The organism is Tepidiforma sp. (assembly GCF_034433535.1).
In the GTDB taxonomy this organism is placed as follows: domain Bacteria; phylum Chloroflexota; class Dehalococcoidia; order Tepidiformales; family Tepidiformaceae; genus Tepidiforma.
On sequence record NZ_DAOUAO010000251.1, the window covers coordinates 1 to 24775 of the forward strand.

A 24775-nucleotide genomic window follows, 5' to 3' on the forward strand; every position below is an offset into this window, starting at 1 on the left:
GGCTGCGCCCCCGCACGCTGATGTAAGGAGGAATTGCGATGCCGCTGGTGATTGGGCTCGCGGGCACGATTGCCGCCGGGAAATCGACCGTTGGGCACATCCTGGTGGAGCGCGGCGCCTATCACTGTGACGCCGACAAGCTGGTGCACCGGCTGTATGACCCGGGCACGCCGGGGTTCGAGCGGGTGGTGGCAGCGTTCGGACCGGAGGTGGTCGGACCGGACGGGTACATCGACCGGAAGGTGCTGGGCGCAAAAGTGTTCGGGAAGCCGGATGAGATGAATCGGCTGACGCGCGCCATCGGTTCGATTACGGAGGCAGTGAAGGGCGTGATCGATGGCTGGCGGGCAGAACTCCCCGATGACGCCATCTGCGTGATGGAAGCGGTGAACCTGATGGAGCCGGGTTACGCGCGCTGGTGCGACCAAACCTGGCTGATTGGGGTCGATGATGAGATTGCCCGGCGGCGGCTGGTGGAAACGCGCGGGATGACGGTCGAGGAGGCGAACCAGCGACTGGCGAGCATGGTGCCGCTGGAGGTGCGGGCGCCGGGTGCGGATTGGGTCTACCGCAACAACGGCACGCTGGAGGAGCTGCGCGCTGCGGTTCACGCTGAGCTCGACCGGCTGCTTGCGCTGCGGGCTGCCGGGCAACCGCTCGAATCGAACTACCCGGCGTGGTGGGCAGCATTCCTGGAGAAAAACCGTGAGCGGCTGCAGAAGACGGGCGTCACCATCCCCGAGGCGGAGAGCCCGGGCGGTGCTTCGAACAGCTAAGCGCGTGGCGGAGGGCGGTGCGCTCGCGTACCATCCAGCGCGCAGCATTCTCCACGAGGGAAGGAGTTGACGATGGCAGACGAAGGATTCGAATTCCCGGTCGATCGGACGCAGGTGATGCTGTTCGCGCGTTCGCTGCTGGACATCCGGCCGGAGTACTGGGACCCGAATGACCCGGCGACGAAGGCGGTGGGCGGGGTCGTGGTCCCGCCGACGTTCGTCCAGTGCAGCGCGCACTGGCAGCCAGACTACCCGCTCGACCTGACGCGGCCGCGGAAGGAGCCCCGGCAGCCGCGGCCGGAGGGGCAGGGTGGCGGCGGCCTTGGCCGCGGTTTGCACGCGGAGCAGCACTACGAATACCACCACCCGATCCACGTGGGTGACACGCTGTATGTGACGACGCGGCCGGGGCGCCGGTGGGAGAAGGAAGGCCGCCGCGGGGGTCGGCTGCAGTTCTCGGAGACGATTACGGAGTACCGGAACCAGGACGGGGTGCTGTGCGTGACCGCGATCAGCGTCGGCGTGCAGACCGAGAAGGCCGTGGAGCAGTAGGAGGCGAAGGATGGCACTGAAGGTTGGTGACACGTACGAGGCGGTCGTCATCGAGAAGGTGAACCGCACGCACATCGTGAAGTACGCCGGCGCGAGCGGGGACTTCAACCCGATCCACCACGACGAGGTGTTTGCGAAGGAGGTTGCGGGGTACCCGTCGGTCTTCGCGCACGGCATGCTGTCGATGGGGCTGACGGCGCGGGCGCTGACCGACTGGCTGGGCGTCACGGCGCTGAAGAAGTACGGCGTGCGCTTCACGCGGCAGGTGTGGCCCGGCGACACGCTGACGGCGAAGCTGGAGGTGACGAAGGTCGAGGATGGCCTGGCCACGATCAAGGTGGTGACGGTGAACCAGAACGGCGAGACGGTCGTCGAGGGCGAGGCGGTCGCGAAGGCCGACTAACCGGCCAACCTGCTCAATCGGTATCGTGCGAGGCCCGGCCTGCGCGCCGGGCTTCGCTTTTTGCCGGGAGTGCTCGCCGACCCCAGGAGGTTCACGATGCGGGAAACGGTTCATGGGTTCGCGCTGGGGGTGCGGTTCCTGCTGGAACTGGCGCTGCTGACCGCGACCGCCGCAGGGACGGCGCGCGTTGTTCCCGGGCCCACGGTGGCGCGGGTCGCGGCCGGTCTTGCCGCTGCGGCGGCGGTCGGGGCAGCCTGGGGCCTGTTCGTTTCGCCGCGTGCCCGTTTCGAGGTTGGACCGGCAGGCCGGCTGGCAATCGAAGCCGGCCTCTTCGCGGGGGCCGGCCTCCTGCTGGCGGCGGCTGGCTGGCCGCGCGCGGGCGCGCTGCTCGTGGTGGCAGCCATCATCGACGGCGCATTGGTGCGGCTGACCCGCTGAGCGCGGCCGCCGCCTCAGGCGGGGAAGACGCCGGGCTCGTGGGCACGGGTATCCCGTTGGGTAACAAGGAGGTCGACGACCTCCGTCAGCGGGCGCGCGCCGAGGTCGCCGCCGCCGCGGGCGCGGAGGGCGACGGTTCGCTGCTCGGCCTCGCGGTCGCCGACGACGAGGATGTACGGCACCTTGCGGAGCTGGGCATCGCGGATCTTGGCGTTCATGCGGTCGTTGCGGCTATCGACCTCGACGCGCAGGCGGCGGGCGCGGAGTTCGGCGGCGACGGTTTCGGCGTACGGCTGATGGCGGTCGGCGATGGGCACCACCACGGCCTGGGTGGGGGCGAGCCAGAGCGGGAAGTTGCCCTCGTACTCTTCGATGAGCAGGGCGACCATGCGCTCGAGGGTGGAGATGATGCCGCGGTGGACGATGATGGGCTGGTGGCGCTCGCCGTCCTCGCCGATGTACTCGAGACCAAACTGTCGGGGGAAGTGGAAGTCGACCTGGATGGTGGAGAGGGTTTCTTCCTTGCCGGCGGCGGTCATGAACTGCACATCGATCTTGGGGCCGTAGAAGGCGGCTTCGCCGGGGGCAGCGAAGTATTCGAGCCCGAGCCGGTCGAGGACGCGGCGGAGGAGGGCTTCCCCGTCGGCCCACATCTGGGGGTTATCGACGTACTTTTCGCGGTCATCGGGGTCGCGGAGGGAGAGTCGGTAGCGGTACTTGCGCAGGCCGAGGACGCCGTACGCGTGCTCCATGAGCCGGAGGACGCCTTCGACCTCGGCTTCGACCATGGCCGGGTCGGTGCAAAAGATGTGGGCATCGTTGAGGGTCATGATGCGGACGCGGCTCATGCCGGAGACCTGACCGCTCTTCTCCCATCGGTGCATGTTGCCGAACTCGGCGATGCGGATGGGGAACTCGCGGTAGGAGTGGAGCTCGCTGCTGAAGACGAGGATGTGGGACGGGCAGTTCATGGGGCGCAGGACGTACTCTTCGCCTTCGCGCTCCATGAGGGGGTACATGGCGTCGTGGAAGTGGTCCCAGTGGCCGGACTTCACGTAGAGCTGGCGCTTGGAGACGGCCGGGGTGACGACGTGGCGGTAGCCGCGCTCGATTTCGAGGTCTTCCATCCAGCGCTGGAGCTCGCGGCGGATGGTGGCGCCGGCCGGCAGCCACACGACATGGCCGGGGCCGGTCTCATCGAACAGTTCGAAGAGCTTGAGCTCCTTGCCGATGCGGCGATGGTCGCGGCGGCGCGCCTCTTCGAGCTGGCGGAGGTAGGCCTCGAGCTCTTCCTCGGTTTCGAAGAGGATGCCGTAGACGCGCTGGAGCTGGGGGTTCTTTTCGGAGCCGCGCCAGTAGGCGCCGGCGACGGAGGTCAGCCGGAAGGGACCAATTTCGCCGGTATGGTTGACGTGGCCGCCCTTGCAGAGGTCGGTGAAGTTACCGTGGGTGGCCTGGGTGATGGTGCCGTCCTCGAGGTCGTTGAGGAGGTCGAGCTTGTACGGTTGGTTCTTCCAGCGCTCGCGGGCCTCTTCGCGCGAGATGGCGGCCATCGAGAAGGGGAGCTTCTGCCGGACGGACTGGCGCATGCGCTCTTCGAGCCAGTCGAGGTCGTCCTGGGTGAGGGAGCGCGGGAGGCGGAAGTCGTAGTAGAAGCCGTTGTCGATGGGCGGGCCGATGCCGAGCTCGGCATCGGGGAAGCGCTCGAGCATGGCCTCGGCGAGGAGGTGCGCGGCCGAGTGGCGCATGCGCGCGAGGCGCTCCTCCCTGGGGAGGCTGGCGAGGTCGACGTGGGACTCGATGGGCTGGGGCACCGGTGGAACCTCCGGGGGGTGTGGCGCGCGATGGTGCCGGGACGAGCGCGCGCTCGTGGTTCCACCCAGCTTCTCCGCGCGTAGGCGCGGACTCGTTGGCGGCCGGTAACGGGGCCAACCGCGCGACCTTATCGCCGTGGGCGCCTCGGTGCGGGCTCGCGGGGGGTGTTCGCCTGCCTGGTGCCGCGCTTTCAGCCAGCGGCGCGGCTCTCTGGAGGTGGTCGGCGGGCTACTCGTCCCGGTCGATGCCGATGGTGGGCTGCGGGGTGCAGCCGTTGGTTGTGCTGCCGAACAGTATAGCAGGCGAGCGGGCTTGCGGCGTTCAGCGGATTTGCTATCATGGAAAAGGCGCAGTCTGCCCTGCGCGAGATCGCATTCCCCACGGGAAGAGAGGAAGCCCCGAACTGAGCATGACCGACGATATCCTTTCCGATTCGACCCTGACGAGCGACGACGATGTCCTGGACGGTGTCCTCAACCAGCTCTCTTCGCTGGGAGATGGCGAGGCTGACGACGAGCTGGGCGTCGCGGCGGTTGGGGAGGACGAGGAGAGCCCGCTCGACGAGGCGGAAGAGGAGGATGAGGACGCGAGCCTTGCGCTGCTTTCGGACGATTCGGAGGGGATCGATGACCCGGTGCGGATGTACCTCCGGGAAATCGGCAAGGTCTACCTGCTGACGGCCGACGATGAGAAGCATCTCGCCCGGCAGATGGAGCATGGGCTGCACATCGAGGAGATCGAGAAGGAGTATGTGCAGAACTACGCGCACCCGCCGTCGGCGAGCCGGGTGGCCGTACGGCTGCTGGAGCAGTGGGCGGAGCTTCTGCCGGTCTACAAGGAAGCGAAGAAGTTCATCGACGACTTCGACAAGTACGTGAAACCGGGCGCCGATGGCGAGGCGACGGTGGTGCGGAAGTGGCGCGACCCGAACGGGCGAAAACTAAAGAACCTTTCGTACAGCGAGGTCATCGGCGACCCGCAGTTCCGCGGGCTGGTGGACGGGGAGATCGACCCGGATTTCAAGCAGCACATCGTGAACAAGCTGAAGCTGGCCGATGAGGACGCCCACCAGCGCATCGTGCGGCTGTCGATCGTGACGGCGGTGCTGACGCCCGAGCTGATGCGGGAGATGGCCGAGGAGGCGGGCGGCGAGGACCACCTCGTGCCGCCGGACGACGACCTCGTGGAGAAGCTGGCGCCGCTGGAGGAGAAGCTCCGGTACCACTTCGACACGATCAAGCGGAACGGCCAGAAAGCGGAGCGGCGGCTGACCGAGGCGAACCTGCGCCTCGTGGTCTCGGTGGCGAAGAAGTACATCGGCCGGGGGATGTCGCTGCTGGACCTCATCCAGGAGGGGAACATCGGCCTTATCCGGGCGGTCGAGAAGTTCGACTACCGGAAGGGCTTCAAGTTCTCAACGTACGCGACGTGGTGGATTCGGCAGGCGATCACGCGGGCCATCGCGGACCAGGCGCGCACCATCCGCATCCCGGTGCACATGGTCGAGACGATCAACAAGCTGGTCCGGGTGAGCCGGCGGCTGGTGCAGGAATACGGCCGCGAGCCTACGAGCGAGGAGATCGCGCGCGGCATGAGCGAATCCGGCAAGGGCGATGCGGCCTCGCAGTTCACGCCGGAGCGCATCCGGGAGATCCAGAAGGTCTCACAGGAGCCGGTTTCGCTGGAGACGCCGATCGGTGAGGAAGAGGATAGCCACCTCGGCGACTTCCTGGAGGACCCGAGCGCGCTGGCTCCGGCGGAGGCGGCCAGCCAGCAGCTGCTGCGCGAGCAGGTCGAGGATGTGCTGGCCAGCCTGACGAGCCGCGAGCGCCGGGTGCTCCAGCTGCGGTTCGGGCTGGAGGATGGCCGCAGCCGGACGCTGGAGGAAGTAGGTCGCGAGTTCGGCGTGACGCGCGAACGCATCCGCCAGATCGAGGCGAAGGCGCTGCGCAAGCTGCGGCACCCCAGCCGGAGCAAGAAGCTGCGCGACTACCTCGACTAAGACCCTCGGTCGCGGTCGTCAGTTTCGTGGAGCAAGCCCCGGGACGGGTTCCCGGGGCTTTCGTGTTCGGCGAGGCGTTCGACCGTTGTCGACAGGGAGATGAGAATCGCGGGGATGGAGACGCCGCGGCTGCTTGGAACGGAGACGGTGTACCGTGGCCGGCTGTTCGATGTGGAGCTGGCCCGGCTGGAGATGGACGGCGGGGTGGTGGCGCTGCGCGAGACGATCCGGCACCCGGGGGCCGTGTGCATGGTGCCGGTCCAGCCGGATGGGTCGCTGCTGCTGGTGACGCAGTACCGGCACGCGGCCGGGCGCCGGCTGCTGGAGCTGCCGGCAGGGACGCTCGAACCGGGCGAGGCGCCGGAGGCGGCGGTGAACCGCGAGCTGCAGGAAGAGGTTGGGAGGGTGTCCGGGAGGGTGGTGCCGCTTGGCGGATTTTATGTCGCGCCCGGGTACACCAGCGAGTACATCCATTTGTTCGCCTGCCTGGAGCTGACCGAATCGCGGCTCGCGATGGACGCGGATGAGGACATCGAAGTCGAGGTTCGAACGCTGGCGGAGGCGGTAGCGGCGGTGGAGCGGGGGGAGATTTGCGACGCGAAGTCGGTGATTGGGGTGCTGCGCTGGGCGCGAATGGTTGAAGGATCGAATCGCTGACCGGGCGAAGGTTCTATAGCTGGGATGTATGACGGCTGATTGATGGTGCGGGGTGGCGGACGTAGGATTCGCGAGGAACTGCGGCGGCGGACGGGTGCGGCGGGTTTCGGCGCCGGGGTTCTGGCTCGCCCGGGGAGAACATCGTGGTGCCGGGCGGGGACCGTCGAAGGAGGGGGGCATGCTCTCAGGGACACGGGCGCGCGGCGTGCAGCCGTTGCGGCAGCGGCGTGGGAGGCCGCGGCTCTGGATTCTCGATTTCTACGGTTCGGCGGTTGGGAAGAAGGCCGTGATGGCCGTCACGGGGATTGTGCTCCTGGGCTTCGTGCTGGTGCACATGCTCGGCAACCTGCACCTCTACGAGGGCGCCGAGAAGATGAACTGGTACGGCGAGTACCTGCGGGAGATCGGTGAGCCGATCCTGCCGCGGACGGGGCTGCTGTGGATTGTGCGGAGCCTGCTCATCGTATCGTTCGCACTGCATATTCACGCGGCGGCCACGCTGACCATCCAAAATCGGCAATCCCGGACGAAGAAGTACGAAGGCGGCCGCGACTACATCGCCGCGAACTACGCCGCCCGGACGATGCGCTGGAGCGGCGTCATCGTTGGCCTGTTCGTCATCTACCACCTGATGGACCTGACCTGGGGCATGGGCGGCGCCGAGTTCACCAAGGGGCAGCCGTACGAGAACGTGGTGGCCAGCCTTTCCCGCGCACCGGTCGCGGGGGTGTACGTCGTCGCGAACCTGCTGCTGGGGATGCACATCTACCACGGCGCGTGGAGCCTGTTCCAGTCACTCGGCTGGTCGCATCCGCGGTTCAACCACTGGCGGCGGTGGTTCGCAGCGGCATTTGCGGCGGTGATTGTGATCGGCAATGTGTCGTTCCCGATTGCGGTGATCACCGGGATCGTGGACTGAGCAGGAGGGATGGGCATGCTGGACGCGAAGATTCCTGCGGGCGATTTGAAGGACAAGTGGAGTAACGCGAAGTTCGAGACGAAGCTGGTCGCGCCGCAGAACCGGCGGAAGTTCGAGATCATCGTGGTGGGCACGGGGCTGGCCGGGAGCTCGGCCGCGGCGACGCTGGGCGAGATGGGCTACAACGTCAAGGTGTTCTGCTTCCAGGACAGCCCGCGGCGGGCCCACTCGATCGCGGCGCAGGGCGGCATCAACGCGGCGAAGAACTACAAGAACGACGGCGACTCGGTCTTCCGCCTCTTCTACGACACGATCAAAGGCGGCGACTACCGGGCGCGCGAGGCGAATGTCTACCGGCTGGCCGAGATCAGCGTGCAGATCATCGACCAGTGCGTGGCGCAGGGCGTGCCCTTCGCGCGGGAGTACGGCGGCCTGCTCGATAACCGCTCCTTCGGCGGGGCGCAGGTGGCGCGCACGTTCTATGCGCGCGGGCAAACGGGCCAGCAGCTGCTTCTGGGGGCCTACCAGGCGCTCTGCCGCCAGATCGATGCGGGCACGGTGCGGATGTACCCGCGCACGGAGATGCTCGACCTGGTGGTGGAGAACGGCCGGGCGGTCGGGATCATCTCGCGCGACCTGGTGACGGGCGAGATCCAGCGGCACGCCGCACACGCGGTGGTGCTGGCCACGGGCGGCTACGGCAACGTCTTCTACCTTTCGACGAACGCGAAGGGCAGCAATGTGACGGCTGCCTGGCGGGCGCACAAGAAGGGCGCCTACTTCGCGAACCCGTGCTTCACGCAGATCCACCCGACCTGCATCCCGGTCAGCGGCGATTACCAGTCGAAGCTCACGCTGATGAGCGAATCGCTGCGCAATGACGGCCGCATCTGGGTGCCGAAGAACAAGGACGACAACCGCCCGCCCAACCAGATCCCGGAGGAGGACCGGGATTACTACCTCGAGCGGATGTACCCCTCGTTCGCGAACCTTGTGCCGCGCGACGTGGCCTCGCGGGCTGCGAAGCGCATGGTCGACGCCGGCTACGGCGTCGGGCCGCTGAAGAACGGGGTGTACCTTGACTTCAAGACCGCCATCGAACGGCTCGGGCGCTCGGTGATCGAACAGCGCTACGGCAACCTGTTCGACATGTACGAGAACATCGCCGGCGAGAACCCGTACGAGGTCCCGATGCGCATCTACCCGGCGGTGCACTACACGATGGGCGGGCTGTGGGTCGATTACAACCTGATGTCGAACCTGCCCGGGCTGTTCGTACTGGGTGAGGCCAACTTCAGCGACCACGGGGCCAACCGGCTTGGCGCCTCGGCGCTGATGCAGGGCCTGGCCGACGGCTACTTCATCCTGCCGACGACGATCGCCGGGGACCTCGCGCCGCAGCTGAACACGCCGGTGCCGTCGACCGATTCGCCGGCGTTCCGCGAGGCGGAGGAGGCCGTGCGCGAGCAGATCAACCGCCTGCTCTCGATCATGGGCACGCGGTCGGTGGATTCGTTCCACCGGGAGCTGGGCAAGATCATGTGGGATTACTGCGGCATGTCGCGCAATGCGGAGGGGCTGAAGTTCGCCCGCAAGCGCATCGCCGAGCTGCGCGAGGAGTTCTGGCACGACGTGAAGGTGCTGGGCGAGGACGAGACCCTGAACCAGTCGCTGGAGAAGGCCGGGCGCGTAGCCGACTTCTTCGAGCTGGCGGAGCTGATGTGCCAGGACGCGCTGCACCGCGAGGAGTCGTGCGGCGGCCACTTCCGGGAGGAGTACCAGACGCCGGATGGTGAGGCCCAGCGCGACGACGAGCACTTCGCCTACGTGGCCGCATGGGAATTCTGCGGCGTCGGGCACGACGCGAAGCTGCACAAGGAAGACCTGGTGTTCGAGTACGTGCACCCGACGCAGAGGAGCTACAAATGAGCACGCTCAACCTGACGCTGAAGGTCTGGCGGCAGAGCGGCCCGAACGATCCCGGGCGATTCGAGGTCTACGAAGCGAAGGGCATCAACGAGGACATGTCGTTCCTCGAGATGCTGGATGTCGTGAACGAGCGGCTTATCGCGGAGAACAAGGAGCCGATTGCGTTCGACCACGACTGCCGGGAAGGCATTTGCGGTTCGTGCGGGATGGTCATCAACGGCGTGCCGCATGGGCCGAAGAAGCTGACGACGACCTGCCAGCTGCACATGCGGAATTTCAAGGACGGCGACACGATCGTCGTCGAGCCGTGGCGGGCGACGGCGTTCCCGGTCATCAAGGACCTGGTCGTGGACCGCTCCGCGTTCGACCGTATCATCGAGGCCGGCGGGTACATCACGGCACCGACGGGTGCCGCGCGCGACGCGAACAGCATCCTCATCCCGAAGCCGGTTGCGGACCGTGCGTTCGATGCCGCGGCCTGCATCGGCTGCGGGGCGTGCGTTGCGGCCTGCCCCAACGGCGCCGCGCAGCTGTTCACGGCGGCGAAGCTGGCGCACCTGAACCTGCTGCCGCAGGGCCAGCCCGAGCGCTGGAGCCGAACGGTGGCAATGGTCGACACGATGGAGGAGTACTTCGGGAGCTGCACGAACTACGCGGAGTGCGAGGCCGTGTGCCCGAAGGGGATCAGCATCGAGTTCATCGCGATGATGAACCGTGATTATATGAAGGCGAAATTCAAGGACCGCCGACAGACGCACAAGGTGGATATGACGGAGGCTGCCGGGTAAAACACCCCATTGAAATGGGCGCGTACCGGTCGCGCTGGCAGGGAAATCCCCGATTCGAACCTGGCACCCCCGGGACGATAGTTGCATCGAGGACATCGTCCCGGGGGTTTTGCTGTGTCGGAGAGCATCACGCGAGCAACATTTGCCGAGAAGGTTTCGGTTGCCGGGCTTCTGCTTGGGGCAGCACTCGGGACGGCCGCCCTGGTGGCCGTGCTTGGTGCGATGAGCGCCGTGTTCCTGCGCGACGCCGGCGCCGGGGACCGGGCCACCCTCGTCGGCGGTCTGGCGGCCGCGGTGGTCGTGCTGGCTGCCGGTGCGGGCACGTGGCTGTATCGCCAGGTACGGAAGGGGATGGCGCCGGCCTGCGAGACGGCACAGGCGCTGGCTGAAGGAAGGGTTGAGGTCGTCCTGGATGGCAAAGGGCTCGGGGAGTTCGCCAGGCTGGCGCGTCAGATGGAGGCGGCAATGGCGCACCTGAACACCCTGGCAAAGGTCGCCCGTCAGGTCGCACAGGGCGACCTGACCGTGCGGGTGGAACAGGCGTCCGGCGAGAATGTCATCGGTTCAGCGCTGCAGCAGATGATCGACGACCTGCGCGACCTGGTCGGGCGGGTGCTGACCGGGACGAACAAGGTGCTTGCGGCGGCGGGGGAGGTGGAGGAGTCATCGCAGATGATGGCACAAGCATCGGAGGAGATCGCGCGTGCGATCACGGATGTGAGCAGCTCGGCGGTGCACCTCGCGGAGCTGGCGGCAAACTCCGACCAGCACTCGAGCGAACTCACCGACGTGCTGGAGCTGATGGCGGAAACCGCGCAGGAGAACGCGCGGAGCGCCCGGGCGGCCTGCGACGAGGCCGAGGCGATGGGCCAGCGGGTCATGGAAATGGCCGCGCGGGCCGCAAACGTGGCCAGCGAAGCCGGTCATAGCCAGGCCGTGGCCACCGAAGGGTATGAGGCCGTGCAGCGGGCGATCCGCGCCATCGATGGGCTGGCGGCCTCGGTGGAGGCGACGGCGCGCACGGTGGACGAACTGGGCCGGTTCGGCGAGCAGATCGGGGCGATCGTGCAGACGATCGACGAGATCGCCGGGCAGACGAATTTGCTCGCGCTGAACGCGGCGATCGAAGCGGCCCGTGCGGGTGAGCAGGGCAAGGGATTCGCCGTGGTGGCGGACAGCGTGCGGGCCCTGGCGGAGCGGTCATCGGCGGCGACGAAGGAGATTGCGGCGCTCGTCGCCCGGGTCCAGGAGGGGACGCAGGAGGCTGTGGCGGCGATGAACGCCGGGGTGGCGCAGGCGGAGGAGGGCCGAACGGTCTCGGCGCAGGCGGGCGAATCGCTGCGGGCCATCATCGATGCGGTGCGGAATTCGACCGAGCACATCCAGGGGATTGCCGGGGAGATCGCCGACCTGCGGTCGGGCACGGAGCGCATCATCAGCGCGGTTACGTCGATCGCGGAGGCTGCCGATCGTAACTCGAGCAGGGCGGCGGATACCGCGAGGGCGGCAGCCGGCCTCCGGAGCGCGGTGCTGCAGGTGGCGGCCACCAGCGAAGAGAATTCGGCAGCGGCCGAGGAAGTGGCTGCTTCGACCCAGGAGATGACGGCGCACGCGGCGAAGCTGGGCCAAACGTCCGCCCGGATGCGGGCGCTCGCCGAGGAGTTGAAGGCGACATCGGAACGCTTCAAATGGGAGCGGAGGAAGCAGCAGATCCCCGTCCCGGTCGACCGGCGGAAGCCGCAGGCGGCGTAGCGACCGGTCGCGGGAGCGGCCGCGGGGCGGTACGCTCGGGGCATGGGACGCCGAAAGGAGCGGAAGCGGGAGCGCCGCGCGCAGCGACGCGAATGGCTGACTTCGGGGCGCGACCCGTTCGAGGTTGGGGACCCGTTCGAGGAGCTGCCGGTGACGGCCGTCTCGCCGCCGGCGGCTCAACGGGTCTGCGGGCAGTGCCGGGAGTTCGTGGAGGACCGCGAATTCGGTCGGGGCACGTGCCTGCACCCGGGGAGCGGGGTGATGCACCCGTGGACGGACACGCCGGGCTGCGACTTCTGGGCCAGGGGCAGGCGCTAAGAGGGATCGCCCCTACAAGATTTTGGGAAAACCCCTTGACGGGCTACCAGATATTGGGCGATGATGCGGGCCGCGTCGGCGCCGAAGTGTGAAGGCGCGTAAACGATTCAGGAGTTCGCGGGATGCGCTGCCCGTACTGCCACTACCGGGACTCACGGGTGACCGACAGCCGCTCGACGGATGACGGCATTCGGCGCCGGCGGCAGTGCATCCGCTGCGGCGAGCGCTTCACCACGCTCGAGCTGGTGCAGCTCTCGACCGTGCAGGTGGTGAAGCGGGATGGCCGGCGTGAGGAGTTCTCGCGGGAGAAGCTGCTGCGCGGGCTCCGGGCAGCGTGCGCGAAGCGGAACATCTCGGTCGCGCAGCTGGAGGCGATCGTGGCGGAGATCGAAGCGAAGGTGCTGGCCGACGGCCGGGCGGAGGTTTCATCGCAGGTAGTGGGAGAGCTTGCGATGGACGCCCTCCGGCGGCTGGACCACATCGCCTACATCCGGTTCGCCTCGGTGTACCGCTCGTTCGCCGACATCGAGTCGCTGAAGGAGGCTGTCGAGCAGCTGGAGCAGGGCCGCGTGCCGACGTTCGAGGAGCGGACGCTCCAGCTCAGCCTGCCTGAGCCTGCCGAGTCCGAACCGCGCGCACCGCGGCTGCTGCGGGGCGAAGGCGGGCTGGTCGCGGAGTCCGTCCGGTGAGCCCGCTCAGGATCTGGGAGATGCACAGCGCCCGCCTGGGCGGCGCCATCCGCACCTCGCCGGATGGGGACGCGGAGGTCGGGGGGCTGCTGCTCTCGGAGCGGGCGTACCTGCTGGCCATCCGGGTGATGCGCCCGGAGGAGCTGGTGCGGCTGGTGGCGGAGGCCGGCCCCGGCGAGGCGGCGCAGCGGCTGGTGGAGCTGTTCGCCGCGACGGATCTCGACGGCACGGGGCGGCGCCTCGCCCTGGGTCGGTCGCGGCTGGGTGAGCCGCGGCTGGTGCGCAGCGACGAGGCGGGACCGGTGGGAGCGCCGCCGGGCGGGGCGGGCTAGCGCGCTCGCACATTTGTTCGTATGCTATCGGCCCCGGCCGGGGCTGTGGACATCAACGGGAGGCAGAGACATGGTCACCACAACGCACGATGAACTGGGGCTTGGAGGCGATTTCCGGCCGGGGGAGCTTTCGGCAAACGCGAAAGTGGTGATCGAGCGCCGGATTGCCAAGCGCAACGAACAGGGCGACGCCGTTGAGACGCCCGATGAGGTGTTCCGGCGGGTGGCGCGCAACCTGGCCGAGGCGGAACTTCGGTTCGGCGGGACGGAGGCGGACCGGGCCGCGGCCGAGGAGTCGTTCTACCGGCTGATGGCCTCCCTCGATTTCCTGCCGAACTCGCCGACGCTGGTGAACGCCGGGCGCGAGCTTCAGCAGCTCTCGGCCTGCTTCGTGCTGCCGGTGGAGGACTCGATCGAGGGGATCTTCGAGGCGATCAAGCAGACGGCGATCATCCACAAGTCGGGCGGCGGCACCGGGTTTTCGTTCTCGCGCCTGCGCCCGGCGAATTCGAAGGTGCAGACCACGATGGGCGTAGCGAGCGGGCCGGTTTCGTTCATGAAGGTGTTCGATGCTGCGACCGAGGCGATCAAGCAGGGCGGTACGCGGCGCGGCGCGAACATGGGCATCCTGCGGGTGGACCACCCGGATATCGATGAGTTCATCGAGATGAAGGCGGACATGACGACGCTGACGAACTTCAACATCAGCGTGGCGGTCACGGACGCCTTCATGAAAGCGGTCGAGGCGGGCACGACCTACGACATCATCAACCCGCAGGACGGGCAGGTAGTGGGCCAGCGCGATGCGCGCGAGGTATGGGAGAAGATGGTGCGGAACGCCTGGAAGAACGGGGACCCCGGGGTGGTCTTCCTCGACCGCATCAACGCGAGCCGGGCAAACCCGGTGCCGAAGCGCGGCCCGGTGGAATCGACGAACCCGTGCGGCGAGCAACCGCTCTACCCGTACGATTCGTGCAACCTGGGCTCGATCAACCTGCACCACTTCACGACGGGCCCGGTCGGCGCGAAGACGGTCGACTGGGAACGGCTGAAGCAGACCGTGTGGCGGTCGGTGCACCTGCTCGACAACGTCATCGAGATGAACCAGTACCCGATCCCCGAGATCGCGGAGACTTCGCACGCGATCCGGCGGATTGGGCTGGGCGTGATGGGCTGGGCCGACATGCTGATCGACCTGCGCATCCCGTACAACTCGGAGGCGGCGCTGAAGCTGGCGCGGGACGTGATGTCGTTCATCCAGCGCGAGGCGGATGCCGCGAGCGAGCAGCTGGCGCGGGTGCGGGGGAACTTCCCGGACTGGGCGGATTCGATTTACGGGCCGAAGGGTCCGGAGGGGCCGCGGCCGATGCGGAATGCGACGCGGACGACGATCGCACCGACCGGGACGCTGAGCATCATCGCCAATTGCTCGGGCGGCATCGAGCCGGTGTTCGCGCTGGCGTTCATCCGCTCGCACTATCTCGACAAGAACGACCCGACGAAGCGGACCGAGCTGACCGAGGTGAACGAGCAGTTCGAGGAAGTGGCCAAGGCCGAGGGCTTCTACAGCGAGGAGCTCATGCGCTTCCTCGCGGAGGGCGGCCACCTGGCCGAGCGCCCGGAGGTGCCGCAGTGGGTGAAGGAGGTCTTCGTCACCGCGCACGAAATCAGCCCGGAGTGGCACGTGCGGATGCAGGCGGCATTCCAGGAGTTCACGGACAACGCCGTTTCGAAAACGATCAACTTCCCGAACGCGGCGACGGTGGACGACGTGCGGATTTCCTACGAGCTGGCCTACCGGACCGGCTGCAAGGGGATCACCATCTACCGCGACGGGTCGCGCGAGCTGCAGGTGCTGAAGCACGCCGAGAAGAGCGACGCGCAGAAGGCGGTGGAGGCCGCCCAGGCGATCGTGGCGCAGGTTGCCGGGCCGGTGCGGCGGCGGCTGCCCGATGAGCGGCAGGCGATCACGCACAAGTTCCGGGTCGGGGAGCAGGAAGGCTACATGACGGTCGGGCTCTTCGAGGATGGGACGCCCGGCGAGGTGTTCATCAACGTGAGCAAGCAGGGGTCGACGGTTTCGGGGCTGATGGACACCGTGGCGATGCTGACGAGCTACGCGCTGCAGTACGGGGTGCCGCTGACGGAGCTGGCCTCGAAGCTGAAGAACACGCGGTTCGAGCCGAGCGGCCCGACGAGCAACAAGGAGATCCCGATCGCGACGAGCATCGTGGACTACGTGTTCCGCTGGCTCGAACTGAAGTTCGGCGGCTCGAAGGCGGCGGCCCAGCCGACGCTGATCCCGGCGGACCTGGTGGTGCAGAGCACGAACGCGAGCGTGGCCGCGAAGCTGCACAGCGATGCGGTGGCGAGCGGGGTGGGCTGCCCCGAGTGCGGCGCGGTGCTGTACTACGCGGAGGGGTGCCTCGTCTGCCACAACTGCTTCTACAACAAGTGCGGGTGAGGTAACGGCCGAATCCGCACCGTGCGCGGGGGCTGCCGGGAGGCCGGCAGCCCCCGTTGCGCGCGACGGGCGTTCGACAGCGCCCGGCGGGGCGGTGAGAATCGGGGTATGGGCTTCTACTACGGTTCGAGCACGCCGCCGGACGAGCCGCCGCCGGGTTCGTGGCGGGAGACGCTGCTCATCATCTGGGTGGTGTTCAAGGCGCTGGCGCTGCCGCTGGGCCTGCTCTTCGGGGCCATTTTCGGCTTTGTGCTGCTGCTCTGGGCATTCCTCACTTCGGTGCTGCTGGGCCTCGCGCTGCTCGGGCTGGTTGTAGCGGCGGTGGTCGCGCGGGCGGTATGGGAGGCGAAGCACCCGCCGGACCTGCCATGACGCCGGAGGAGATCGCCAGCCGGGTGAAAGGGGTGCGAGCCCGCATCGCCGCGGCGTGCGAGCGCGCCGGGAGGAATCCCGCCGGCGTGCGGCTCATCGCCGTGACGAAGGGGCAGCCAGCCGAGGCCGTTGCAGCGGCGCTGGCCGCGGGCGTGGCAGAGTTCGGGGAGAACCGGGTGCAGGAAGGCCTGGCGAAGATCGCGGCGGTCGCGGAGCTGGCAGGGGCTGAGGCTGCGCGTGCCCGCTGGCACCTCATCGGGCACCTGCAATCGAACAAGGCCCGGGCTGCGGCGGGGGCGTTTGCTATACTCCACGGCATCGATTCGGTCCGCCTGCTGGAGCTGCTTGACCGGGTGGCGCCCGCGCCGGTGCGGGTGCTGCTCGAGGTGAACGTCGCGGGCGAGGCGACGAAATTCGGGGTAGCGCCGGGAGAGGTGGGGTTCGTGCTCGAGCAGGCGCGGCGCCTGGAGCGGGTGCAGGTCGAAGGGCTGATGACCGTGGCGCCGCGGGTGCAGGACCCGGAGGAGGTGCGACCGGTGTTCCGGGAGCTGCGCGGGCTCGCCGAAACGCACGGCCTGCGGGAGCTTTCGATGGGCATGACGGACGATTTCGAGGTTGCAATCGAGGAGGGCGCAACTATGGTGCGAATCGGGCGGGCAGTGTTCGGGGAGCGGCCATGAAGGGCACGCAGGCCGTCATCGTCGGGGGCGGTGTCATGGGCGAGGCGCTGCTCGCGGCTGCGCTCGACCGGGGTGTGTTCGAACCGGAAGACGTGACGGTGATCGAAAAGGTCGATGCGCGCCGGGTGCAGCTGAAGGCCGCCTACGGGGTGGAGGCAACGGCCGACTTCGCGCCGATGGGCGAAGCCGGGCTGGTGGTGCTGGCGGTCAAGCCGCAGGAGCTGGCGAGCGTGCGCGGCCGGCTGCGGCCGGGAGCGCTGCTGCTCTCGATCATGGCGGGGGTGCGGATTGCGGCGATCGAGGCGGCCTTCGACCACCCGTTCATCGTGCGGGCGATGCCGAATACCCCGGCTGCGGTGAAGGCGGGCATGACCGTCTGGACGGCAGCGCCGGTGGTGACCGTCGACCAGCGGTCGATGGCGCGGATGCTGCTCGGGGCGGTTGGAAAGGAGGTCTATGTCGACGATGAGCGGAAGATCGACATGGCGACGGCGGTGAGCGGGAGCGGGCCGGCCTATGTCTACCTGTTCATCGAGGCGCTGGTGGAAGGGGCCGTGGCCGTAGGGCTGCCGCGGGCGATGGCCGAGGAGCTGGTGCTGCAAACGGTCTACGGTTCGGCGGTGTACGCGCAGGAGAGCGGGAAGAGCGCGGCGGAGCTGCGGGCGATGGTGACCTCGCCGTCGGGGACCACGGCCGCCGGGCTGCTGGAGCTGGAGCGAGGTGCGCTGCGTGCGCGGGTCATTGAGGCGGTTCGGGCCGCCCACGCACGGGCGGTGGAGCTGGGGGGCGGTTCGTGAACGACACGGTGGCCTCGCTGTTCATCCTCTTCCTCTGGCTGCTGATCCTGGCGGTGTTCCTGCGGTCGCTGCTGAGCTGGTTTCCGATTAACCAGGACAATGAGCTCTCGCGGCTGCTGTACCGGGTGACCGAGCCGCTGCTGGAGCCGGTCCGGCGAATGCTGCCGCGGACGGGGATGATCGACTTCTCCGGCATGGTGGTCATCATCCTGCTCTACGTGATGATGGAAGTGGTGCGGCGGGCGGCGGCACAGTGACGGGACGGGACCGGGTTCGCAACGGGGTCTTTTCGGCCGATCTGATAAGCTGAGAGCAGCGACGCAGGGGGTGCGCCGATTCATCCGTACGTTGCTCAGCTGACGTTTACGTGGCTCAACATCCTGACCTGGGCCATCATCGCGCGGGCGCTCATCAGCTGGCTGCCCGTGGACCAGGGGAGTTCGCTCTACCAGCTGCTGTTCCGGGTGACCGAACCCATCATCGACCCCTTCCGCCGGGTGATGCCGCGCGCCGGGATGATTGACCTTTCCCCGATGATGGCGATCCTCGCGCTGCTGGTGATGCAGCAGCTGGTGGCGATGCTGGTCGTGCCAGCGTAGTCACTCGATCGCGCGGCTGCGGGATGTGACACTGGCAGCGTGACGGCCGCGGTTCGGGCTGCAGGCATCGTTCGGCGCTACGGAGAGCGGGTCGCGCTGGATGGCTTCTCCCTGGAGGTTGCGCGGGGAAGCGTCTTCGGCATCCTGGGGCCGAACGGCAGCGGGAAGAGCACGTTCCTTGCGCTGGTGGCAGGCGGCGAACGGCCAGAGGCCGGCACCCTGGAGGTGCTCGGGGAGCCGCCCTCGCGGAAGGTGCGGGCGCGGGTCGGGACGGTGTTCCAGGAGAACGCAGCGGACCCGCTCATGACACCGCTGGAGTACCTGCGCTTTGCCGCCCGGCTGTTCGGCGTCGAACGGACAACTGCTGAACGGCGCGGGATGGAACTGCTGGAGCGGTTCGGCCTGGCCGCGCGGGCAAAGGATGCGATTGGGACGCTTTCGGGCGGGATGCGGCGGCGGCTGGAGGTCGCGCGGGCGCTGCTGCACCGGCCCAAGCTGCTGCTGCTGGATGAGCCGACGACCGGGGTGGACCCGGAGGAGCGACGGCTGCTGTGGCAGGCGGTGCTGGAGGGACGCGAGGGCGCGACCGTGCTGCTGGCGACGAACGACCTGCACGAGGCAGATGCGGTCTGTACGGAGGTTGCGTTCGTCCAGCGCGGGAAGGTTGTGGCCACCGGGACGCCTGCGGAGCTGAAGCGTGGGTTGCGGCGGCAGGCGGTTCGGGTCGAACTGGATGAGACCAGCGAGCAGGTGGTGCAGCGCATTGCCGCGCTGGCGGGTGCCGGCGAGGTGGCAGTCAGGAATGGGGAGCTGCTGGTGACGACGGACGACGCGACCCGGCTGGTGCCGGAGATCTTCGCGGCTGCAGGGTCAGCGATCCGGGCGATTCGGATCGACGCGGCCTCGCTGGAGGATGCCTATTTCCAGTACGTCGAACGGCGCGTGGAGGTTCGGGCATGAGCTCGATGAGCGCGGTCGCGGCGATCATGGTGCGGGACCTGCGCGCGGTGGTGCGGGCGCGGTCGCAGCTCTACTCCTCGATGCTGACGCCGCTGGTGTTCCTGGTGTTCCTGGGAAATGGGGTGTCGCAGGGGCTCGAGCCGTCGCGGCTGCCGGCGGGGAACTTCACGGCGTACCTGGTTGCCGGGACGGTGGTGATGACGTCGGTGTTTTCGTCGACGTTCTCCTCGGCGTCGTACTACCGGGACCGGGATAGCGGCATGCTGCGGCTGCTGCTTTCGAGCCCGCACGACCCGCGGTCGGTGCTGCTGGGCAAATCGCTGGCAGCGCTGGTCATCGGCGGGCTGCAGGCGCTGGTGGTGCTGGGCGTGGCGGCGCCGTTCGTGGACTTCGGCTGGCAGCACGGGGTCGCCGGCGGTTTGGTGCTGGCAGCGGCCACGGTGGTGCTGCTCAACCTGCTCCTGACCGGGCTGGCCCAGGCGCTGGCGACCCGCATCCAGTCGATGCAGGGCTTCCACCTGGTGATGAACCTGGCGCTGTTCCCGCTGTTGTTCTTTTCCGGCGCGTTTTTCCCAATCGATGGGCTGCCGGCGTGGATGAAGGTGCTGGCCTATGTGAACCCGCTGACCTACGCGGTGGATGCGCTCCAGCTGGCGGTGTACGCCACCGGGAGCGCGGGCTTCATCGGCTATGGGGTCGACTTCGCCGTGCTGGCGGTGCTGGGCGCAGGCGTGTACGCGCTGGGGCTAAGCAAGGTGCCGAAGCTGACCTTCTCGGGGCAGTAGCGAACCTGCAGCGGGCGGGTCCGGGGAGAAACGCGAAGCGGGCGCCGGGATTCGGTGCCCGCGGGGGTCGTTCGCGGTGAAAGCGGCTCAGGCGAGGGCTGCGCGGGCCTGGCTGGCGAGCTGTCCGAAGGCGTCGGGCCGGGTGACCGCGAGGTCGGCGAGAGCCTTGCGGTCGAGTTCGATCCCCGCCTTTTTGAGGCCGTGGATGAACTGGCTGTAGCTGAGGCCGTGGAGGCGAGCAGCGGCGTTGATGCGGATGATCCACAGCTGGCGGAAATCGCCCTTGCGGTCGCGCCGGTTTTCCCAGCTGTAGCGGAGGGCATGGAGCATGCTCTCGTTCGCACGCCGGAAGAGGCGATGGCGCTGACCGGAATGCCCTTTCGTGAGGGCGAGGACTTTCTTGTGACGGCGATGGGCAGTGACGCCCCGCTTGACGCGGCTCATGTGGTGGCTCCTTGGCGGCTCGTGCTACTCCTGGCCGGCCAGAAGGCGGCGGATGAGCGGCACGTGGGATTTGGCGACTTCGACGGTGCGGCCGTACTGGACCGTGACGGGCTTCCGCTTCTTTCGGCGGAAGTTGTTGCGGCTGCCGTACATGCGCATGATCTTGCCGCTGCCGGTTACGCGGAAGCGGCTGGCAGCGCCTTTGTGCGTCTTGAGCTTGGGCATCAGTCGTCTCCTTCGGCGTCGTCGCCGTCGCTGGTGTCATCGGCGTCTGCGGCATCGTCGCCGACGACGGGAGCGGCGGCGGCAGCTGCTGCGACGGCCTCGTCTTCTTCTTCCGCCGCCTGGGCTGGCCCGGCGCCCTGCTGGGTGGCGGCGCGGGCCAGTGCGGCGAGCTTCTTCTTGTCGGGAGCGAGGATGACGGTCATGTGGCGGCCTTCGAGGACGGCATCCTTCTCGACGGTGGCGATGTGCTCGAGGCTCTTCACCACGCGGTCGATAAGGTTCTTGCCAATCTGCGGGTGCGTGATTTCGCGCCCGCGGAACATGACCGTGATCTTGACCTTGTCGCCTCCTTTGAGGAGCTTGGCCGCGATCCGGGTTTTGAAGTCGATATCGTGGTCGTCGATCTTCGGCTTCATCCGGACCTCGCGAAGCTGCACGTTTTGCTGATGCTTGCGGGCTTCGCGTTCTTTCTTGGACTGTTCGTATTTAAAGCGCCCGAAATCCATGAGGCGCGCAACGGGCGGGTTCGCCTGGGCGGCGACTTCGACGAGGTCGACATCGCGCTGCCGGGCCATGGCGAGGGCCTCGGAGGTCTTGACGATGCCGATCTGGCGACCTTCTTCGTCGATCAGGCGAACTTCAGGAACGCGGATGCGTTCGTTGATGCGCGGCTCCGGCGGTGCCGGGCGTGGTGGAACCTTTGGTCGTCTCCTCAAACTTCTCCCCGTGAGCGGTTGGAACAGCTTCACATGCTAGCAAGGAAGGCGTGTTCTGTATATCCGGTAACGATGGCAGCGCCTAGGATGGGGGCGTATGGCGAAGCGGGTCACCACGGCGGTCATCCTTGCGGCGGGACTGGGGACGCGCATGCTCCCGGCCACGAAAGCGGTCCCGAAGGAGATGCTGCCGGTAGTCGACCGGCCCTTGATCGACTACTGCGTGGACGAGGCGGTCTCGGCGGGCATCAGCGAGATCGTCTTCGTGATAGCGGAGGGGAAGGAGGCGATCCTCGAGCACTTCCGCGCGGGTGCTCGGGTGGAGACCGCCCTGCGCGAGACCGGGAACCAGGCGCTGGCCGATTCGCTGGCGGCGATTGCGAAGAAGGCGCGCTTCCACGCGGTGTACCAGCCGAGGCAGCTGGGCATCGGGCACGCGGTGGCCTGCGCGCGGGAGTTCATCGAGGGCAGGCCGTTCGCGCTGCTGTTCCCCGACGACGTCATCCTCCGAACGCGCTCGTGCACGGCGCAGCTGGTGGAGGCGTACGAGGCGACCGGGGGTTCGGTGATTGCGGTGGAGGAGGTGGCAGAGGCGGATGTGCCGCAGTACGGGATTGTGGACCCGGAACACGAGGGGCGGCTGGCGCGTTTGCGGCGGGTGGTGGAGAAGCCGAAGCTCGAGGAGGCGCCTTCGCGGCTGGGCATCGTGGGGCGGTACGTGCTCTCGGAGACCATCCTCGAACACATCGATGCGACGCCGCCGGGGCGGAATGGAGAGGTGCAGATCACGGATGCGCTGGCGCGCCAGATCGCGGCGGGTGAGACGGTTTCGGCGCTGCGGTTCGAGGGCACGCGCTACGACACGGGTCGGCCGCTTGGGTATATCGTGGCCAACGTTGCCGCGGCGCTGGCTCGCGGGGATCTGGCCGGCCCGCTGCGCGACCGGCTGCTGCCGCTCCTGGGGGGAGTTCGGGCATGCGAATCCTGAGCATCTCGTTTCCGTTGCCGAACGTGGCGATCGACAACTACAACCCGCTGACGGCGCCGAGCTACGCGGATTATGACGCGCTCATCATCGACCCGGCGGGAATCGACCGTGCGGTGCGCGACGTGGTGGAGGAGGGGAAGGAGATGGAGGCGTTCGATGGCCGGCCGGTGCTGAATGTGCCGGGCTCGGCGACGGTGGCGGGCATCGCGGACCAGTTGCGCCGCCGGGGCGAGGAGACGCGGCGGCTGCTCGAGGCCGGGGGGCTGGTAGTGGTGCTGGCGCGGCCGGATGCGATGCAACCGGGCGTGGTTGGCTTCGAGGGCTGCGACCGGTACCACTGGCTGCCTGCGCCCGGGGGTTTGAGCTGGGGGCCGCCGTTCCTGCGGGCCGGCGAGGGGAGAACGGTTCGCATCGCCGATGAGCACCACCCGTTCACGGGGCTGCTGCGGGAGTACCGCAAGGAGGTGAGCTGGCGGGCGTGGTTCGATGACCGGCAGGCGGAGTTCCGCCGGCACGGGCACGTTGTCGCGGTCGGCGGTTCGGGGCTGCCGATCGCGGCGGAGTTCGCGGTGCTGGGCGGGCGCGTGGTGTTCGTGCCGGTGATGGCGGAATCGTTCGGAACGGTGCGGACGCAGCTGGCGCAGGCGTTCGTGGACGCCTGCCGGCAACTGGCGGGGAAGGGATTCGAACAGGAGGCGCCGTACTGGGTGCGTTCGGTAGCGGTGCCGGGACTGGAGCAGGTGGAGGCCGAGCTGGAGGAGGCGGAGGCTGCCGCCGCGGAGGCGACCTCGCGGCTGACGGCGGTGCGGGAACGGCACGATGCGCTGGCCCGGTACCGGGATGTGCTCTGGCGCGACGGCGCGGCATTCCGTGAGGCGGTTGGCGAGGCGCTGCGCCTGCTGGGGTTCGCGGTGGTGTCGGAGCCGGGCGAGCCGCTGGCCGTGCGCTCGGAGGAGACGACGGCGTTTGTGGAGCTCGAATGCGCGACGGGGCAGGTAGTCGAGTGGCCTTACATCCGCCTGCAGCGGCGCATCGAGGCGGAGGTGCTGGCCGGGCGGCCGGCGCCGAACGGGCTGGTCGTCGCGAACGGCTTCCGCGAGCAGGACCCCGACCAGCGCAAGGACGAATTTTCGGAGGCGCTCGTCCGTGCCTGCGAGAATTATCGCTACGGGCTGCTGCCGGGCCGGGAGCTGTTCGAACTGGTGAAGCGGGCGCTCGGCGGCGCCGACGAGGCGACCCTGCTCGGCCTGCGGCGACGGATGCTCGCCCGGGCGGGGCTGCTCTCGGCGGAGACGCTGCTCTCAGCGGACGAACAGGCTCCGGAGACCGGCCCGATTTTCTGAGCTGGCGCCCGGCGAGGGTCGCCGGCGGTGTCGTACCCTTCACCGCGAGTGACACACACGCGAGGTGGTTTCGATGCCGTTGACGAAGGCGATTATCGATTGTGACCCCGGCCACGATGATGTCGTTGCCATTCTGCTGGCGGCGAAGCACTTCGACTTGCTCGGCGTGACGACGGTTGGAGGGAACGCGCCGGCGTGGCGGGTGACCGAGAATGCGCTGGGGGTGCTCGAACTCATCGGCCGGCCGGAGGTCCCGGTGGCGCGGGGCGCTGAGGGGCCAATCATCGGGACGCTTCCCCGGGCGGGCGAGCGTGTTCACGGAACGAGTGGGCTGGATGGGGCGGTACTGCCCAGGGGTTCGAACCGGGTCATCGCGAAGCGCGCGGTGGAGTTCCTGATTGACACGGTGATGGCGAACCCGGGCACGGCGGTAATCGCGACGGGACCGCTTACGAACCTGGCACTCGCCATGCGGGCGGAGCCGCGGCTGGCGAAGAGCATTGCGCGGCTGAGCTTCATGGGCGGCTCGGCGACGTGGGGGAATGTGACGGCAGCGGCGGAATTCAACGCCTGGGCAGACCCGGAGGCAGCGCACGTGGTGTATTCATCGGGGGCGCGCATCACCATGTGCGGGCTCGACCTGACCCGGCAGGCAGCCGTCGGGCCCGAGACGATTGCCCGCTTCCGGGCGGTCGGCACGCGGACGGCGGCGGTGGTGGCAGACCTGCTGGAGCACTACCGGGCGGCGGCCGAGCGCATCACCGGGAGCCCTGCCGTGCCGCTGCACGACCCCTGCGCGGTGGCGACGCTGGCGGCCCCGGAGCTCTTCACGTTCGCGCGGGCGAACGTGACGGTGGAGTTGCGGGGAGAGGAGACCCGCGGGATGACCGTGGTGGACCAGAGGTTGGTCCTGGAGGAGGGAGCACCGGTACCCGAGGGGATGCCGCGACCAAACTGTCGCTGGGCGAAACGTATCGAGGCGGAGGGGCTGTTCCGGCTGGTCGAGGAGGCGCTGGCCGCCTGCCCGTGAGG

Annotated in this window: 28 protein-coding genes; 24 read left to right on the forward strand and 4 right to left on the reverse strand. The window is 68.2% G+C overall.

From position 1 onward, the window contains the following. Positions 1–38: 38 nt before the first annotated feature. The 4 genes from coaE to VAE46_RS13325 all read left to right on the forward strand — a co-directional run bounded on the left by coaE (position 39) and on the right by VAE46_RS13325 (position 2169). Positions 39–776: a dephospho-CoA kinase gene (gene coaE, locus VAE46_RS13310; protein WP_322797431.1), complete on the forward strand. Its 738-nt coding sequence runs from the start codon at positions 39–41 to the stop codon at positions 774–776. A 72-nt stretch (positions 777–848) separates the two neighbouring features. Beyond that, positions 849–1328: an FAS1-like dehydratase domain-containing protein gene (locus VAE46_RS13315; protein WP_322797432.1), complete on the forward strand. Its 480-nt coding sequence runs from the start codon at positions 849–851 to the stop codon at positions 1326–1328. Positions 1329–1338: 10 nt separating this feature from the next. Continuing rightward, positions 1339–1731 (forward strand): MaoC/PaaZ C-terminal domain-containing protein, encoded by a 393-nt coding sequence (locus tag VAE46_RS13320; protein WP_322797433.1) that lies wholly within the window; start codon positions 1339–1341, stop codon positions 1729–1731. A gap of 96 nt (positions 1732–1827) precedes the next feature. Continuing rightward, positions 1828–2169, forward strand: coding sequence for a DUF2568 domain-containing protein (locus VAE46_RS13325; protein ID WP_322797434.1), 342 nt, complete (start codon positions 1828–1830; stop codon positions 2167–2169). Between the two features lie 14 nt (positions 2170–2183). Here the strand turns inward: VAE46_RS13325 and thrS are convergent, their stop codons facing one another. After that, positions 2184–3983, reverse strand: a complete 1800-nt coding sequence (thrS, locus tag VAE46_RS13330; RefSeq protein WP_322797435.1) for a threonine--tRNA ligase — start codon at positions 3981–3983, stop codon at positions 2184–2186. A gap of 410 nt (positions 3984–4393) precedes the next feature. Between thrS and rpoD the strand changes: the two genes are divergently transcribed. The 17 genes from rpoD (at position 4394) to VAE46_RS13415 (ending at position 20027) form a co-directional block, all read left to right on the forward strand. Continuing rightward, complete coding sequence (rpoD, locus tag VAE46_RS13335; RefSeq protein WP_322797436.1) at positions 4394–5986, forward strand: RNA polymerase sigma factor RpoD; 1593 nt, start codon at positions 4394–4396, stop codon at positions 5984–5986. Positions 5987–6100: 114 nt separating this feature from the next. Continuing rightward, positions 6101–6643, forward strand: a complete 543-nt coding sequence (locus VAE46_RS13340) for an NUDIX hydrolase (protein ID WP_322797437.1) — start codon at positions 6101–6103, stop codon at positions 6641–6643. Positions 6644–6821: 178 nt separating this feature from the next. Next, on the forward strand, positions 6822–7562 hold the full coding sequence (locus VAE46_RS13345; protein WP_322797438.1) for a succinate dehydrogenase cytochrome b subunit: 741 nt from the start codon (positions 6822–6824) through the stop codon (positions 7560–7562). 9 nt (positions 7563–7571) lie between these two features. Continuing rightward, positions 7572–9491 (forward strand): fumarate reductase/succinate dehydrogenase flavoprotein subunit, encoded by a 1920-nt coding sequence (locus tag VAE46_RS13350; RefSeq protein WP_322797439.1) that lies wholly within the window; start codon positions 7572–7574, stop codon positions 9489–9491. Next, complete coding sequence (locus tag VAE46_RS13355) at positions 9488–10279, forward strand: succinate dehydrogenase/fumarate reductase iron-sulfur subunit (RefSeq protein ID WP_322797440.1); 792 nt, start codon at positions 9488–9490, stop codon at positions 10277–10279. The genes VAE46_RS13350 and VAE46_RS13355 overlap by 4 nt, the downstream gene beginning before the upstream one ends. Positions 10280–10393: 114 nt before the next feature. Beyond that, a complete protein-coding gene (locus tag VAE46_RS13360) occupies positions 10394–12031 on the forward strand; it encodes a methyl-accepting chemotaxis protein (RefSeq protein ID WP_322797441.1) in 1638 nt (545 codons plus the stop codon). 42 nt (positions 12032–12073) lie between these two features. Further along, a complete protein-coding gene (locus VAE46_RS13365; protein WP_322797442.1) occupies positions 12074–12349 on the forward strand; it encodes a hypothetical protein in 276 nt (91 codons plus the stop codon). Between the two features lie 122 nt (positions 12350–12471). Then, a complete protein-coding gene (gene nrdR, locus VAE46_RS13370) occupies positions 12472–13038 on the forward strand; it encodes a transcriptional regulator NrdR (RefSeq protein ID WP_322797443.1) in 567 nt (188 codons plus the stop codon). Further along, positions 13035–13370, forward strand: coding sequence for a hypothetical protein (locus tag VAE46_RS13375; RefSeq protein ID WP_322797444.1), 336 nt, complete (start codon positions 13035–13037; stop codon positions 13368–13370). Before nrdR ends, VAE46_RS13375 begins: the two co-directional genes overlap by 4 nt. 70 nt (positions 13371–13440) lie before the next feature. Continuing rightward, on the forward strand, positions 13441–15834 hold the full coding sequence (locus VAE46_RS13380) for a vitamin B12-dependent ribonucleotide reductase (protein WP_322797445.1): 2394 nt from the start codon (positions 13441–13443) through the stop codon (positions 15832–15834). Positions 15835–15942: 108 nt separating this feature from the next. Further along, entirely contained in the window at positions 15943–16206 is a 264-nt protein-coding gene (locus VAE46_RS13385; RefSeq protein WP_322797446.1) for a hypothetical protein, read from the forward strand. Further along, positions 16173–16886, forward strand: coding sequence for a YggS family pyridoxal phosphate-dependent enzyme (locus tag VAE46_RS13390; protein ID WP_322797447.1), 714 nt, complete (start codon positions 16173–16175; stop codon positions 16884–16886). Before VAE46_RS13385 ends, VAE46_RS13390 begins: the two co-directional genes overlap by 34 nt. Continuing rightward, a complete protein-coding gene (proC, locus tag VAE46_RS13395) occupies positions 16883–17683 on the forward strand; it encodes a pyrroline-5-carboxylate reductase (RefSeq protein ID WP_322797448.1) in 801 nt (266 codons plus the stop codon). Before VAE46_RS13390 ends, proC begins: the two co-directional genes overlap by 4 nt. Continuing rightward, positions 17680–17940, forward strand: coding sequence for a YggT family protein (locus tag VAE46_RS13400; protein ID WP_322797449.1), 261 nt, complete (start codon positions 17680–17682; stop codon positions 17938–17940). The genes proC and VAE46_RS13400 overlap by 4 nt, the downstream gene beginning before the upstream one ends. Before the next feature lie 120 nt (positions 17941–18060). After that, positions 18061–18282 (forward strand): YggT family protein, encoded by a 222-nt coding sequence (locus VAE46_RS13405; RefSeq protein ID WP_416223976.1) that lies wholly within the window; start codon positions 18061–18063, stop codon positions 18280–18282. A gap of 39 nt (positions 18283–18321) precedes the next feature. Next, entirely contained in the window at positions 18322–19242 is a 921-nt protein-coding gene (locus VAE46_RS13410; RefSeq protein WP_322797450.1) for an ABC transporter ATP-binding protein, read from the forward strand. Next, positions 19239–20027 carry an ABC transporter permease gene (locus VAE46_RS13415; protein WP_322797451.1) on the forward strand — a complete coding sequence of 263 codons (789 nt, stop codon included), beginning with the start codon at positions 19239–19241 and terminating at the stop codon, positions 20025–20027. The genes VAE46_RS13410 and VAE46_RS13415 overlap by 4 nt, the downstream gene beginning before the upstream one ends. A gap of 87 nt (positions 20028–20114) precedes the next feature. Here the strand turns inward: VAE46_RS13415 and rplT are convergent, their stop codons facing one another. From rplT to infC, 3 genes are read right to left on the reverse strand one after another with little or no spacing between them, the layout of a single operon-like run. Next, positions 20115–20471, reverse strand: coding sequence for a 50S ribosomal protein L20 (rplT, locus tag VAE46_RS13420; RefSeq protein WP_322797452.1), 357 nt, complete (start codon positions 20469–20471; stop codon positions 20115–20117). Positions 20472–20495: 24 nt separating this feature from the next. Then, a complete protein-coding gene (locus tag VAE46_RS13425; RefSeq protein ID WP_322797453.1) occupies positions 20496–20696 on the reverse strand; it encodes a bL35 family ribosomal protein in 201 nt (66 codons plus the stop codon). Beyond that, on the reverse strand, positions 20696–21445 hold the full coding sequence (gene infC / locus VAE46_RS13430) for a translation initiation factor IF-3 (protein ID WP_322797454.1): 750 nt from the start codon (positions 21443–21445) through the stop codon (positions 20696–20698). The genes VAE46_RS13425 and infC overlap by 1 nt, the downstream gene beginning before the upstream one ends. Before the next feature lie 64 nt (positions 21446–21509). Between infC and VAE46_RS13435 the strand changes: the two genes are divergently transcribed. The 3 genes from VAE46_RS13435 (at position 21510) to VAE46_RS13445 (ending at position 24773) form a co-directional block, all read left to right on the forward strand. Then, the gene (locus VAE46_RS13435; protein ID WP_322797455.1) at positions 21510–22400 is read left to right on the forward strand and encodes a UTP--glucose-1-phosphate uridylyltransferase; all 891 of its coding nucleotides are present in this window, start codon (positions 21510–21512) and stop codon (positions 22398–22400) included. Further along, positions 22388–23743 (forward strand): hypothetical protein, encoded by a 1356-nt coding sequence (locus VAE46_RS13440; protein ID WP_322797456.1) that lies wholly within the window; start codon positions 22388–22390, stop codon positions 23741–23743. The genes VAE46_RS13435 and VAE46_RS13440 overlap by 13 nt, the downstream gene beginning before the upstream one ends. Positions 23744–23816: 73 nt before the next feature. Next, on the forward strand, positions 23817–24773 hold the full coding sequence (locus VAE46_RS13445; RefSeq protein ID WP_322797457.1) for a nucleoside hydrolase: 957 nt from the start codon (positions 23817–23819) through the stop codon (positions 24771–24773). Positions 24774–24775 lie beyond the last annotated feature (2 nt).